Annotated in this window: 14 protein-coding genes; 4 read left to right on the forward strand and 10 right to left on the reverse strand. The window is 72.3% G+C overall.

Annotated features, from left to right (window positions below; all coding sequences use genetic code 11):
- Window positions 1-52: 52 nt before the first annotated feature.
- Both H9640_RS04555 and H9640_RS04560 read right to left on the reverse strand, forming a co-directional pair.
- The gene (locus H9640_RS04555) at window positions 53-448 is read right to left on the reverse strand and encodes a PPOX class F420-dependent oxidoreductase (protein ID WP_191789548.1); all 396 of its coding nucleotides are present in this window, start codon (window positions 446-448) and stop codon (window positions 53-55) included.
- 87 nt (window positions 449-535) lie between these two features.
- Window positions 536-1,864: an alanine racemase gene (locus H9640_RS04560; RefSeq protein WP_191789549.1), complete on the reverse strand. Its 1,329-nt coding sequence runs from the start codon at window positions 1,862-1,864 to the stop codon at window positions 536-538.
- A 36-nt stretch (window positions 1,865-1,900) separates the two neighbouring features.
- On the opposite strand from H9640_RS04560, the gene H9640_RS04565 reads away from it, so the two are divergent.
- Entirely contained in the window at window positions 1,901-3,304 is a 1,404-nt protein-coding gene (locus tag H9640_RS04565; RefSeq protein WP_191789550.1) for a D-arabinono-1,4-lactone oxidase, read from the forward strand.
- Between the two features lie 7 nt (window positions 3,305-3,311).
- Here H9640_RS04565 and H9640_RS04570 read toward each other — a convergent pair whose 3' ends face one another.
- On the reverse strand, window positions 3,312-3,986 hold the full coding sequence (locus H9640_RS04570) for a TetR/AcrR family transcriptional regulator (RefSeq protein ID WP_225226724.1): 675 nt from the start codon (window positions 3,984-3,986) through the stop codon (window positions 3,312-3,314).
- Between the two features lie 212 nt (window positions 3,987-4,198).
- Between H9640_RS04570 and H9640_RS04575 the strand changes: the two genes are divergently transcribed.
- Window positions 4,199-4,768, forward strand: coding sequence for a hypothetical protein (locus H9640_RS04575; RefSeq protein WP_191789552.1), 570 nt, complete (start codon window positions 4,199-4,201; stop codon window positions 4,766-4,768).
- Between the two features lie 55 nt (window positions 4,769-4,823).
- On the opposite strand, the gene ispF is transcribed toward H9640_RS04575, so the two are convergent.
- The 3 genes from ispF to H9640_RS04590 all read right to left on the reverse strand — a co-directional run bounded on the left by ispF (window position 4,824) and on the right by H9640_RS04590 (window position 6,709).
- Window positions 4,824-5,309, reverse strand: coding sequence for a 2-C-methyl-D-erythritol 2,4-cyclodiphosphate synthase (ispF, locus tag H9640_RS04580; protein ID WP_191789553.1), 486 nt, complete (start codon window positions 5,307-5,309; stop codon window positions 4,824-4,826).
- Window positions 5,306-6,055 carry a 2-C-methyl-D-erythritol 4-phosphate cytidylyltransferase gene (gene ispD, locus H9640_RS04585; protein ID WP_191789554.1) on the reverse strand — a complete coding sequence of 250 codons (750 nt, stop codon included), beginning with the start codon at window positions 6,053-6,055 and terminating at the stop codon, window positions 5,306-5,308. Before ispD ends, ispF begins: the two co-directional genes overlap by 4 nt.
- Window positions 6,056-6,226: 171 nt before the next feature.
- Entirely contained in the window at window positions 6,227-6,709 is a 483-nt protein-coding gene (locus H9640_RS04590; protein WP_030144079.1) for a CarD family transcriptional regulator, read from the reverse strand.
- Between the two features lie 351 nt (window positions 6,710-7,060).
- Between H9640_RS04590 and H9640_RS04595 the strand changes: the two genes are divergently transcribed.
- Window positions 7,061-7,546 carry a hypothetical protein gene (locus H9640_RS04595; protein WP_191789555.1) on the forward strand — a complete coding sequence of 162 codons (486 nt, stop codon included), beginning with the start codon at window positions 7,061-7,063 and terminating at the stop codon, window positions 7,544-7,546.
- A gap of 212 nt (window positions 7,547-7,758) precedes the next feature.
- Entirely contained in the window at window positions 7,759-8,298 is a 540-nt protein-coding gene (locus H9640_RS04600; protein WP_191789556.1) for a septum formation family protein, read from the forward strand.
- Between the two features lie 79 nt (window positions 8,299-8,377).
- Here the strand turns inward: H9640_RS04600 and pstB are convergent, their stop codons facing one another.
- The 4 genes from pstB to pstS form a co-directional block, all read right to left on the reverse strand.
- The gene (pstB, locus tag H9640_RS04605) at window positions 8,378-9,157 is read right to left on the reverse strand and encodes a phosphate ABC transporter ATP-binding protein PstB (RefSeq protein ID WP_191789557.1); all 780 of its coding nucleotides are present in this window, start codon (window positions 9,155-9,157) and stop codon (window positions 8,378-8,380) included.
- A gap of 65 nt (window positions 9,158-9,222) precedes the next feature.
- Window positions 9,223-10,311 carry a phosphate ABC transporter permease PstA gene (gene pstA / locus H9640_RS04610; RefSeq protein WP_191789558.1) on the reverse strand — a complete coding sequence of 363 codons (1,089 nt, stop codon included), beginning with the start codon at window positions 10,309-10,311 and terminating at the stop codon, window positions 9,223-9,225.
- The gene (pstC, locus tag H9640_RS04615; protein ID WP_204809859.1) at window positions 10,311-11,294 is read right to left on the reverse strand and encodes a phosphate ABC transporter permease subunit PstC; all 984 of its coding nucleotides are present in this window, start codon (window positions 11,292-11,294) and stop codon (window positions 10,311-10,313) included. Before pstC ends, pstA begins: the two co-directional genes overlap by 1 nt.
- Window positions 11,295-11,427: 133 nt before the next feature.
- Window positions 11,428-12,564, reverse strand: coding sequence for a phosphate ABC transporter substrate-binding protein PstS (pstS, locus tag H9640_RS04620; RefSeq protein ID WP_191789559.1), 1,137 nt, complete (start codon window positions 12,562-12,564; stop codon window positions 11,428-11,430).
- Window positions 12,565-12,827: the final 263 nt, after the last annotated feature.

Genomic DNA, 12,827 nt, shown 5'->3' on the forward strand with positions numbered 1-12,827 from the left:
GGCGGCGTCCGGGTGCGCGTCCTCACCCGACGGAGCGGGTCGGGCAGCCCTGTCAGTCGCGCCAGTGGACCTTCGTCGGGCGTACGCGCACGACCACGCGGCGGTTGTCGGTGCCGTCGTCGCCCGTGTAGCGCTCGGCGCCCGTGTACTTCTGGGCGAGGGCGTGGATGAGCGAGGCGGACGGGTCTTCCTCGATCGCGGCCTCGCCGCGGACCTCGAGGTACCGGTAGGGCGCGTCGCGGGGGTAGACGAGCACGCTCAGGCGCGGGTCGCGCTGCAGGTTGTCGGTCTTGCGGCGGCCGTGGATCGTCGAGAAGAGGACGTCGTCGCCGTCGCGCGCGACCCACACGACCGAGGTCTGCGGGCTGCCGTCGGCCTCGATCGTGGCCACGGTCGCGAACTCGGGGGCGTCGAGGAGCGCCTTGGCGGCGTCGGGAAGGCTCGTCATGACGTGCTCAATCGCCGGGCCCGCCCGCCTATTCCCGAAACACCGGACTTCTCACCACCTGGACACGCACCGTGCCCGACGGCGCCGCTAGCCGAAGTTCCTGCCCTCGCCCCGGTAGGTGGGGACCTCCTCGACCACCTGGTCGCCGCGCACGAGGTGCACGCGGTCGAAGCGCTCCATGAGCTCGCCGGCCTTGGCGTGCCGGAACCAGACCCGGTCGCCCACGGCGAGCCGTCGCTCGGCCCCGCGCGTGGCCCGCAGCGGGGTCTGGACCTCGCCCACGCCCTCCGAGGACGTGAGCCGCCACCCGGGCTCGACGACGCGCGGCACACGCAGCGCCCCGGCGGGGCCCGAGGCCACGTAGCCGCCCGCGAACGCGGTCGCGTAGCCGGGCGCGGGCACGCGCACCACGTCGAGCCCGAAGTACGCGGACGGGTGCGGGGCGAACGACCGGTAGCCGTCGAACAGCCCGGGGACGTACAGCCCCGAGCCAGAGGTCACCTCGGTCACGACCGGGTCCGAGGCGGACGTCTCGAGCGACCCCGTGCCGCCCGAGTTCACGAGGTCCAGCTCGTACCCGACGGCGTCGCTCACGGCCGCGAGCACATCGGCCCGGCGCGTGGCCAGGTCCGCGACCGAGGCCTTCTTGACGAGCCGTACCGCGGGGCTCGTGTCGGGCAGGCCCGCGACCTGCGCCTCGTAGAACATCAGGCCACGCACGCGCAGGCCGGGGGTGTCGGCGACGACCCGCGCGAGGGCCCGCGCCTCGGCGGCCGTGTGGACGGGCGAGCGGCGGGTCCCGAGGTGGACGGTGAACGGACCGATGCCCAGGCGCAGCGACGCGTCGACGTCGAGGCAGAGCAGGACGGGCGGCCCGTCCGGCGCCCCGCCGCGGTCCTCGCCCGGGTGGTGGCCCGCGAGCGCGGCGGCGACGAGCGCGACCTGCGCGACGTCGTCGACCATGAGGGTGATCTCGCGGCGTGCCGCCGGGTCCGCGGCGAGCTCGGCGAGCGCCCGGCGGTCGACCGTCGGGTACGCGACCAGGACGTCGCGCGCGCCCTCCTCGACGAGCCACAGGGCCTCCGCGAGCGAGTACGCCATGATCCCCGCGAAGCCCAGCTCGCCCGCGCGCCGGACGAGCGAGCGCACGCGCACCGACTTGGACGCGAGCCGCACGGGCACGCCGCCCGCACGGGCCAGGAGGTCGCGCGCGTTGGCGTCGAACACGTCGAGGTCGACGACCGCGACGGGGCCCGGGACGCGCTCGGTCGCGGCCGACAGCCGGTCGCCGAGCGTACGGGCCTCGGCCGCGGCCGACGCGTCGTGCGCTCCCTGTCCCCCGGGGCTCGACCGCCCCCGGGACCAGGACGGGGTGGACGGGTCCTGCGCGCTGCGCTGCACGGGCGTCGTCGTCATGGAAAGAAACCTACCCCTCGTGAGACAGTGCGTGGTGTGACGAGCCAGCAGGCTCCCGGTTCATGGACGAACTGGGCGCGAAACCAGACCGCCGTTCCCCTGCACCGTGCCGCCCCGCGCGACACCGACGAGCTCTCCCAGGTCGTGCGACGAGCCGCGGCCGACGGCCACCGGGTACGGGCCGTCGGCGCGGGGCACTCGTTCACGGGCGCCGCCGTGACCGACGGAGTGCTCGTGAGCCTCGACGCGCTCGGGACCGTCGAGGACGTGACCCGGACCGATACCGGCGCGCGCGTGACCGTGGGGGCCGGCATCCGCCTGCACCGCCTCAACGCGCTGCTCGCGTCCGCGGGCCTCGCGATGCGCAACCTCGGGGACATCGACCGGCAGTCGATCGCGGGCGCGATCTCGACCGGCACGCACGGCACGGGCGCCTCGCTCGGCGGGCTCGCGACGCAGGTGCGCGGCGTGCGCGTGGTCGGTGCCGACGGCTCGGTGACCGAGGCGACGCCCGAGCAGGACCCCGACCTGTTCGAGGCGAGCCGCCTGGGCCTCGGCAGCACGGGCGTGCTGGCCGCGGTGACGCTCGACGTGGTGCCCGCGTTCCACCTGCGCGCCCAGGAGGAGCCCTGGCCGCTCGACCGGGTCCTCGAGGAGCTCAGCACGGCGTCGGGCGGGCGCGGCGGCGGGACGGACGCCGAGGGCCTCGAGAACGCGCACGACCACTTCGAGTTCTACTGGTTCCCGCACACGCGCCGAGCGCTCACCAAGCGCAACGACCGCCTCGCACCCGACGACGAGGCCGCTGCCGTCCTGCGCACGGCCCGCGGCGAGCGGCCCGGCGCCGTGACGCGCGCCCGCTCGTGGGTCGACGAGGAGCTGCTGTCCAACGGGCTGTTCGAGGTCGTCAACCGCGTGGCGACCGTGGCGCCCCGGGCGACCCCGCGGATCAACGCCCTGTCGGCGCGAGCGCTCGCCCCGCGCACGTACGTCGCGCCCTCGCACGAGGTGTTCGTGTCGCCGCGCCGCGTGCGCTTCCGCGAGATGGAGTACGCGGTGCCGCGTGCCGAGCTCGTGAACGTGCTCGAGGAGATCGACGCCTGGGTCCGGGCGTCGGGCGAGAACGTCCCGTTCCCGGTCGAGGTCCGCTTCGCGGCCGCCGACGACGTGTGGCTCTCCACGGCCAACGGCCGCGACAGCGCCTACGTCGCGGTCCACCAGTACGCACGGCTCCCGCACGAACGCTACTTCGAGGGCGTCGAGAAGATCGTCGCGGGCGTCGGCGGTCGGCCGCACTGGGGCAAGCTCCACACGCTCGGCGCCGCGGACCTCGCCGAGCGCTACCCGCGCTTCGAGGACTTCCGTCGGGTCCGCGCGCAGGCCGACCCTGCGGGCGTCTTCGCCAACCCGTACACGGACCAGGTCTTCGGGCCGCGCTGAGGCGCGCCTACCGCGCGGCGGGAGCGGCGGCGTCGGGCCCTGCGTCAGGCGGTGCTCCAGGCCCAGCGACCGGGCGTGCGCCGGGAGCCGCCCCGTCGGGGTGCACCACGAGCGACAGGACGTAGTCCGCGAGCGCGTGGAAGCTGCGGATCGCGGCGTCGTCGTCCTGCTGGACGAGCCAGGCGATCTCGATGCCGTCGATGTAGCCCGCGACGATGCGCGACAGGAAGGGCGTGTCGATCGAGTAGGTGATCCCCGCGATCCGCGAGAGCTGGTCGAGGATGCCCTGCGTCATGGCCCAGGTCTGCTCGAGGTGCGCCTTCGCCACGGGGCGCAGCGCGCGGTTGCGCGAGCCCGCGGTCGCGAACTCGAACGTCAGCAGGCGCATGTGCCGTCGCGGTGTCAGGCCCTCCCACAGCCCGTCGGCCGCCGCGTGGGCGATCTCGTACACGTCCTTCGTGGGGTCCATCGCCATGCGGACCGGTTCCGAGGCGACGACCGCGAGGCTGTGCCCCATGGCGCGGAGCATCGCGTCCTTGTCCTCGAAGCAGTAGTGCACCGTGCCCAACGAGATCCCGGCCTCGGCCGCGACGCCTCGGACCGTCACGGCCTCGACGCCGTCCCGGACGGCGATGGACATCGCGGCGTCGACGATCTGCGCCCGACGTTCCTCGATCGACATGCGGTTCATCGTCGACCTCCCTCATGACCACGCAGCGGCAGCACGACGGTGCAGGAACGCGCCGTCGTCGTCGCTGTCCACCATGCCTTCAATGTCGTATTTTCGCACGTGGGGGACGTTTCCCCGGCCATCTCGCGTCCAGCTGGTGGACGGGACGTGGCAGGCTGTGACCGGGGCCCTGAAGGGGCCCGACCGTCGCCGAGAGGATCCCCGTGCACCACCCGAGCCGCCCGCTCGCCGTCGCCGTGGTCGTCGCCACGGTGGGCGCACTGCTCACCGCGTGCGGGACGAGCGCTCCCCCCGCCGCCCCGACCGCCCAGACCTTCGAGGTCCCCGACAGCGCGGTGGGCGCGAGCGTGACGACCCCCGAGACCTGGGACCGCGCCGGGCAGAGCGCCCCGCTCGTCGTCCGGTCGACGACCCCCTTCGGGGACCCCGGCTTCACGGCCAACGTCGTCGTCACGACGAGCGAGCCCGGCACCGCGACGCTCGCGGAGCGGACCGCCGAGGCGGCCGAAGCCCTCCAGACGTCCGACGACGTGCAGATGGACCCGACCCAGCCGGGCCCGGTCACGGTCGTGGGTCTGCCCGCCTACCGGCTCGGGGCCACGCGCACGGTCGACGGCATCCCCGTGACCCAGGTCGAGACGGTCGTCGAGGTCCCGACGCCCGCAGGGTCGGCGTTCGTCTACGTCACCGAGACCTACGCGACGGGCGACGCCGAGGGCGCGGCCCAGGCCCGCGCGGTCACCGACAGCCTGGTCGTCACGCCCGCGGGCTGATGTCCTGGTCCGCCCCCCGGTGCGGCCGGGACGGGTGGGCCGTCCGGCCGGTCGGTCAGTCGGCGCGCACGACCAGGGCGGTCGCGAGCGCCGCGACGCCCTCACCGCGCCCCGTCAGCCCCAGCCCGTCCGTCGTGGTCGCCGTGAGGGTCACGGGGGCGCCGGCAGCAGCACTCAGCGCCGCCTCGCCCTCGGCACGGCGCGGCCCGAGCCGGGGCCGGTTGCCGACGACCTGGACGGCCACGTTGCCGATCTCGAACCCCGCCGCACGCACCCGTCGGGCGGCCTCGGCGAGCAACGACGCACCGCTGGCTCCGGACCACTCGGGGGCGCTCGTACCGAAGTTCGAGCCCAGGTCCCCGAGCCCTGCTGCGGAGAAGAGGGCGTCGGCGGCCGCGTGCGCGGCCACGTCGGCGTCCGAGTGGCCTGCCAGGCCCCGTTCTCCGGGCCAGTGGAGTCCCGCCAGCCAGAGGTCGCGTTCCTCGCCCACAGGGGCGTACGCGTGGACGTCGGTCCCGATGCCCGTCCGCGGGAGGTTCATCGCCCGTCCTCCGTCAGCAGCTTCTCGATGTAGTAGAAGTCGCGCGCGGTCGTGACCTTCATCGCGAGCTCGTCGCCGTCGACCACGAACACGTCCTCACCCAGGGCCTCGACGAGCGAGGCGTCGTCCGTCGCCGCCGTGGCCTCCGTACGGGCGCGCGCGGCGCCTGCGGAGTGCGCGCGCACCAGGAGCGCCCGGTCGAACGCCTGGGGGGTCTGGACCGCGCGCAGCAGCGTCCGGGCCGGGGTCGAGGCGACCCGCTCGACCCCTGCGGGCAGCGCGCCGCGGCCGTCCTCCACCGGGCCGCGCGGGGCCAGGATCTTGACGGTGTCCATCACGGGGAGCCCGGGGATGACGGCCTGGTGGCCGGCCTTGACGGTCTCGACGACCCGACGGATCATCGCGGCCGGCGCGAGGGGGCGCGCGGCATCGTGCACCACGACCGTGTCGATGTCCGCGCGTGCCCGCGTCAGCCCGGCCGCGACCGAGGACTGGCGTGTGGTCCCGCCGGCGACGACGACCACGGGCACGCTCACGTGCGGGTCGTGCTCCAGGACGTCCGACATGACCGAGACGAGCCCGTTCGGTGCCGTGACGACGAGAGCGTCGACCACTCCCGAGGCGGTCAGGCGTCGGGCCGCGTGCAGGACGAGCGGGAGGCCGCGCAGCGGGACGAGAGCCTTGGGAAGGTCGAAACCGAGGCGGGTGCCGGATCCGGCGGCGGTCAGGATGGCGAGGGTCGTCACACCGATCACGGTAGACGATCTCGGCCTGCGGACCGTCCTCGGCCCGCTGACGAGACGACCGGTCGCGCGGAGCCGCTCTCGCGCACCCTCGCGCGGGGCGTCCGTGAACGACGACGACGCACGGACCGGGTAGGTCCGTGCGTCGTCGGTGGTGCGTGGGTGAGGCTCTGCTCAGGAAGCCAGGACCTCGTCGAGGATGGCCTCGGCCTTGTCCTCCTCGGTGTGCTCGGCCAGGGCCAGCTCCGAGACCAGGATCTGTCGAGCCTTCGCCAGCATGCGCTTCTCCCCGGCCGAGAGGCCGCGGTCCGCGTCACGCCGGGAGAGGTCGCGGACGACCTCCGCCACCTTGATCACGTCGCCCGAGGCCAGCTTCTCGAGGTTGGCCTTGTAGCGGCGCGACCAGTTGGTCGGCTCTTCGGTGTATGGTGCGCGAAGAACTTCGAAGACCTTGTCGAGGCCTTCCTGGCCGACGACGTCGCGGACGCCCACCAGGTCGACGTTGTCCGCCGGGACCTCGATCGTCAGGTCGCCCTGAGCCACCTTGAGCTTCAGGTAGATCTTGTCCTCCCCGCGGATGGTGCGGGTCTTGATCTCTTCGATCTTTGCGGCACCGTGATGTGGGTAGACAACGGTCTCGCCTACTGTGAACGTCATCTGCAGATGTCCCCTTTCGCGGAGGTCGATCTTACCACGGGGGGTACCTCCGTTCCGAGCCCCTGCCCCGGCCCGCAGGCGCACCGTGCCAGCGTTTTTCCTGGTCACGCCACGGTCCGGCCAGCAGCCCGGCACGAATACCTACCGCCCGCCCTGCCTGCGGACCGCCCGCAGCGCGCGAGCGGGGCCCCCTGCCGCCCTCGAGAGACCCTCCGCAGACCGCCGAGCCGGATCCCCCGGCGAGCGACTAGGCTGTGGTCATCTGCGCCCGGGGGGCGCCGGCGGCGCACGAGCCCGCCCGGCAACGCCTCCTGGGCCCACCGAGACTGACCGCAGCACATTGGAGCGCACGTGACCCGCACCCCGTCCCGCCCGACCACGCCGCGCCGGTCGCTCATGCTCGCGATCCCCGTGATCGTGGCGAGCGCCGTCGCCGTGTCGGCCTGCTCACCCATCACGACGGACATCGCCTACTCGCCGTCCGACGGCATCCGCGTCAACCTGACCGACGAGGTCCGGGCGCTGAACCTGCTCATCGTCTCGGAGGCCGAGGGCGAGCCGGGGACGCTGCTGGGCGGCGCCGCGAACGACTCCGACGAGCCCGTCGAGATCACCATCGCCCCCGAGGGCACCGACCCGGTCGACGTCCCCCTCGAGGCCGGCGAGACGGTCTACTTCAGCGTCGACGACGGCTTCGAGGCGCAGTTCGGGAACATCGACGCCGCGCCCGGTGCGACGATCTCCGTCACGGTCACCGCGAGCACGGGCGAGTCCGAGACCGCTCAGGTCCCGGTCGTCAACGGCGCCCTCGAGGAGTACAAGGACTACCTGCCCTGATCGGCGGCTGACGGTTCGTCCCCCTGCCGGCACCGGCGCTGCGAGGGACGACGAGCCGTGCCCGACGGCGAGGCTCCCTCCTGGAGGGAGCCTCGCCGTCGTGCTTCCAGGGCTCGTGCGCCGTACACGACGACGACTGTCGGCTACTGCCAGTAACATCCCGGTCATCGGGATCGGCCGACGTGGCCTCCCCTTCGTAGAAGCGGCCTTCCATGGCAACAGCCCGTCCTCGCTCCGTCCGCACCGTCGCGGTCGCCGCAGGCCTCCTGACCTCCGCTCTCCTGCTCTCCGGGTGCGGCGCGATCATCGACTCGATCACCGGCCCGTCCGAGGCCCAGCGCGACGAGCCGGGCGGTGAGGTCACCGCGGCGTCCGACGCCGACGTCTTCTCGCTCCAGCTCGGCGACTGCATCAACGAGTCCGCCCCCGCGGAGACGGAGGAGACCGTCGAGTACGAGTCGCTCCCCGTCGTGCCGTGCGCCGACCCCCACACGGGCGAGGTCTACGCCGAGCACGAGCTCCCGGCCGGCGAGTTCCCCGGCGACCAGGCCGTCTCCGACACCGGCATGGAGCACTGCTACTCGGTCTTCGAGGAGTTCGTCGGCCTCAACTACGAGGAGTCGACGCTCGACTTCTGGGCCATGTTCCCCTCGCAGGAGAGCTGGGACATGGCGGACGACCGCACGATCCAGTGCTTCGTGGGTCCGGTCGAGGACACCGTGACGGGCACGCTCGAGGGCGCTGCCGTCTAGCACTCCCCGTGACGTCCGACGGCGAGGCCCCCCCGGGAGGGAGCCGCGCCGTCGGGCGTCGTTCTTCGTCGTGGTCAGGTCACCCGAAGCGGCCCGAGATGTAGTCCTCCGTGGCCTGCTCCGACGGCGACGAGAACATCGTCGCCGTGTCCCCCATCTCGATCAGGCGGCCCGGCTTGCCCGTGCCCGCGATGTTGAAGAACGCCGTGCGGTCGCTCACGCGGGCTGCCTGCTGCATGTTGTGCGTGACGATCACGATCGTGTACTCGTCCTTGAGCTCGGCCATGAGGTCCTCGATCGCGAGCGTCGAGATCGGGTCGAGCGCCGAGCACGGCTCGTCCATGAGGAGCACCTGCGGGCGCACCGCGATCGCGCGCGCGATGCACAGGCGCTGCTGCTGCCCGCCGGACAGGCCCGACCCGGGGCGGTCGAGGCGGTCCTTGACCTCGTTCCACAGGTTCGCGCCCTGGAGCGAGGTCTCGACCAGCTCCTCGGCGTCGGACTTGGAGATGCGCTTGTTGTTGAGGCGCACGCCCGCGAGGACGTTCTCCTTGATCGACATGGTCGGGAACGGGTTGGGCCGCTGGAAGACCATGCCCACCTGGCGACGGACGGCGACCGGGTCGACGTCGGGCGCGTAGAGGTCCTGGCCGTCCATGACGGCCTTGCCCTGGACGTGCGCGCCCGGGATGACCTCGTGCATGCGGTTGAGCGTGCGCAGGAACGTCGACTTGCCGCAGCCCGACGGGCCGATCAGCGCCGTGACCGAGCGCGGCTCGATCGCCATGGTCACGCCTTCCACGGCGAGGAAGTCGCCGTAGTAGACGTTGAGGTCGGAGACGTCGATTCGCTTCGACATGATGTGCTTCCTTCCGGCGGCCGGTCGCGCGGGGTGCGCTGCCCGGCCGGGCTGGTGGGCTCGGCTCAGCGAGCGGTCTTGGGCGAGAACAGGCGGCTGATGAGCCGGGCGATCAGGTTGAGCAGCATGACGATGAGGATCAGGGTCAGGGCCGCGGCCCAGGCCCGGTCGATCCCGACGCCGCCCTGCTCGTACTGGCGGTAGGCGAAGACCGGGAGGGTCGCCATACGTCCGTCGAACAGGTCCCAGTTGACCTGTGTGATGAGGCCGACCGTGAGCAGCAGGGGTGCGGTCTCACCGATCACGCGGGCGATCGAGAGCATGACGCCCGTGACGATGCCGGCGATCGACGTGCGCAGCACGACCTTGACGATCGTCAGCCACTTGGGCACGCCCAGCGCGAGCGACGCCTCGCGCAGCTCGTTGGGGACCAGGCGCAGCATCTCCTCGACCGAGCGGATCACGACCGGGGTCATGAGCAGCGACAGCGCGACCGCGCCCATGATCCCGGCCCGGTACGCGGGGCCGAAGACGAGCGTGAACAGCGAGAAGGCGAACAGGCCCGCGACGATCGACGGGATGCCCGTCATGACGTCCACGAGGAACGTGATCCAGCGGGCGAGGGCGCCGCGCCCGTACTCGACGAGGTAGATCGCGGTGAGCAGGCCGATCGGCACCGAGATGAGCGTCGCGGCCCCCGTGATGAGGAGCGTCCCGACGATCGCGTGCCAGATCCCGCCGCTCGTCATGTCGCCGTAGACGCCGACCATGTCGGTCGACAGGAACGTCGCCCCGAAGAGCTTGGCTCCGCGCGTGACCACGATCCACAGGAGCGAGACGAGCGGGATCAGCGCGAGCAGGAACGCGAACGTCACCAGCGTGGTCGCGAGGCGGTCGGTCGCCCAACGGGCGCCCTCGACGAACCGCGAGGTCACCGTCAGCCCGACGGCGTAGAGCACCGCGCCGAGGCCCAGCACCCCCGCGACGGTCGGCTTCCCGGCGACCGCGAGGATCGCGAACGCGACGAGGACACCACCCAGGGCGAAGGCCCAGGGGGCCCAGCGGGGCAGGCGCTTCTGCGTCGGGACGAGCTGGAGGGAGCCCGAACCGTCGGGGGCGGCGGGCGTGGTGGGGGTGAGGTCGGTGGCCGTCATCAGTTCGCTCCCGAGAAGTCCTTGCGGCGCGCGATGATCCAGCGCGCGATCATGTTGACGACGAACGTGATGACGAACAGCGCGAGCCCCGTCGCGATGAGGGTGCTCACCGCGAGGCCGCTCGCCTCAGGGAACTTCGAGGCGATGTTCGCGGCGATCGTCTGCTGCTGCCCCGGCTTGAGCAGGAACAGCGAGTAGAGGAACCCGGGCGAGATCACCATGAGCACGGCCATGGTCTCGCCGAGCGCGCGGCCCAGGCCCAGCATCGACGCGCTGATCACGCCCGAGCGGCCGAACGGCAGGACCGCCATGCGCACCATCTCCCAGCGCGTCGCGCCCAGCGCGAGCGAGGCCTCCTCGTGCAGGACCGGGGTCTGGAGGAACACCTCGCGCGAGACCGCCGTGATGATCGGCAGGATCATGACGGCCAGGACGATCGAGGCCGACATGATGTTCTTCGCGGGGGCCTGGTAGCCCTCGAACAAGGGGACGAAACCGAGCGTGCCGCTCAGCCACGTGAAGAACGGGTTGAGGATCGGGAGCAGCCACAGCGCGCCCCACAGGCCGTACACGACGCTCGGGATGGCCGCGAGGAGGTCGATCAGGTAGCCGAGGCCCTGCGCCAGGCGCCGCGGCGCGTAGTGCGAGATGAACAGCGCGATGCCCACCGAGACCGGCACGGCGATCAGCAGCGCGAGGATCGAGGCCAGGAGCGTGCCGAACACCAGCGGGCCGATGTAGGCGAGCAGCGAGTCCGCCTTGAACCAGGAGATCTCCTGGAGCTCCTCAGGGCTCGCCGTCAGGGCCGGCCACGCCTCGATGACGAGGAACACGGCCACCGCGGCGAGGACGAGCAGGATGAGGATCCCGGCACCCGTCGACAGGCCCGCGAACAGGCGGCCCGCCAGGCCGCCCTTGGTCACGGGGACCGTGGGTTCGGACCCGAGCCCGGCTCGGGTGGAGGGAGGAGAGGTGACGGCCACTGATGCTCCGATGACTGAGGTGCGGCGGTGGTGGGACGGGCTTGCGGTGGTCACGCACCCGTGGCGGGCCGCGTCGGGCGCAGTGCCTCGACGTGACCCGCCCCTGGGTGAGTGACCGTGTTCAGCTGTTCGGTCAGCTCTTGACGCTGATCGAGTCGAGCGCTGCCTGGACCTCGGTGCGCAGCGCGTCCGAGATCGGGGCGGAGCCGGCGACGGACGGCTCGGCGGCGCGAGCCTGGCCCTCCTCGCTGGCGACGTAGGTCAGGTACGCCTTGACGTTGGCGGCGTCCTCCGCCTTGTCGTAGGTGTCGCACGCGATCGAGTAGGAGATGAGGACCAGCGGGTAGGCGCCGGCCTCGGTCGTGGTGCGGTCGATCTCGACGACCAGGCGCTTGTCGGTCGCGTCCGCGGCGCGCGGCGAGGCGTCGACGACCTTGGCCGCGGCCTCGGGCGAGAACGGCACGTACTCCTCGCCGACCTTGATCGCGGCCGTGCCCAGGTCGCCTGCGCGCGAGGCGTCGGCGTACCCGATGGCACCCTCGGCGCCCGTGACCGTGTCGACGACGCCCTGGGTGCCCTGGCCGGACTGTCCGCCCGACAGGGGCCAGTCACCGCTGGCCTCGTGCGGCCAGGCGCCGTTCGAGGCGTCCGCGAGGTACTCGGTGAAGTTCTCCGTCGTGCCCGACTCGTCCGAGCGGTTGACGGGGATGATCGCGGTGCCCGGGAGCGTGACGCCCTCGTTCTCCGCGGCGATGGCCGGGTCGTTCCAGGTCGTGATCTCGCGGTTGAAGATCTTCGCGAGGGTCTCGGCCGAGAGGTTGAGGTGCTCGGCGTCGAGGCCGGGCAGGTTGTAGATCACGGCGATGGGGCTGATGTACAGCGGCACCTCGATGGCCTCGCCGCCGAAGCAGCGGTCGGTCGCGGTCGCGAGCTCGTCGTCCTTGAGGGCGGCGTCGGAGCCGGCGAACTGCGTCGCGCCGGAGAGGAACTGCTCGCGGCCACCGCCGGAGCCCACCGCGTCGTAGCTGAGGGTCACGCCGGGGGCGATGTCGCCGAAGCCGGCGATCCAGCCGGCCACGGCCTTCTCCTGCGACGAGGCGCCCGCGCCGGCAAGCGTTCCCGTCAGGTCCTCGGTCGAGCCGTTCTCTGCGCCGTCGGTGGCAGCGCCACCACCGGAGTCGGTGCTGTTCGAGCCGCACGCTGCCAACGTCAACGCGAGCACGCCGATGGCTGCTGCGGAACCTGCGCGGGTGAATCGGCTGAGCTTCACTCTCTTCTTCCATCCTGTCAACGCGGAGGCACCAGCGAGCGCCGGTGACAACAACGACGCTAAGCAGCCCGGGTGACGCGCTCCGGTGCTCCGGGTGAACGACGGATGAACAGTGCACAGACTCTTGCGGCCTGTGGACAGAGCCGGGTCGGCGCGCCCGACGACGGCCCGGTGAGCGAGAACACGCTCACCACGGGCCCCACCGGTTGCCCAGCCCGGACGGGTCGGGAAGTCTGGTGAGAACAGGTCACCCTGCCGTCACC

This window comes from Oerskovia gallyi, assembly GCF_014836745.1.
Classification (GTDB): Bacteria; Actinomycetota; Actinomycetes; order Actinomycetales; family Cellulomonadaceae; genus Oerskovia; species Oerskovia paurometabola.

What these genes read in the sequence shown, in the direction of transcription:
- H9640_RS04555 (WP_191789548.1), bottom strand. Translation starts at nt 448, where the DNA reads ATGACGAGCCTTCCCGACGCCGCCAAGGCGCTCCTCGACGCCCCCGAG.
- H9640_RS04560 (WP_191789549.1), bottom strand. Translation starts at nt 1,864, where the DNA reads ATGACGACGACGCCCGTGCAGCGCAGCGCGCAGGACCCGTCCACCCCG.
- H9640_RS04570 (WP_225226724.1), bottom strand. Translation starts at nt 3,986, where the DNA reads ATGTCGATCGAGGAACGTCGGGCGCAGATCGTCGACGCCGCGATGTCC.
- ispF (WP_191789553.1), bottom strand. Translation starts at nt 5,309, where the DNA reads ATGAACCTCCCGCGGACGGGCATCGGGACCGACGTCCACGCGTACGCC.
- H9640_RS04590 (WP_030144079.1), bottom strand. Translation starts at nt 6,709, where the DNA reads ATGACGTTCACAGTAGGCGAGACCGTTGTCTACCCACATCACGGTGCC.
- H9640_RS04600 (WP_191789556.1), top strand. Translation starts at nt 7,759, where the DNA reads ATGGCAACAGCCCGTCCTCGCTCCGTCCGCACCGTCGCGGTCGCCGCA.
- pstB (WP_191789557.1), bottom strand. Translation starts at nt 9,157, where the DNA reads ATGTCGAAGCGAATCGACGTCTCCGACCTCAACGTCTACTACGGCGAC.
- pstA (WP_191789558.1), bottom strand. Translation starts at nt 10,311, where the DNA reads ATGACGGCCACCGACCTCACCCCCACCACGCCCGCCGCCCCCGACGGT.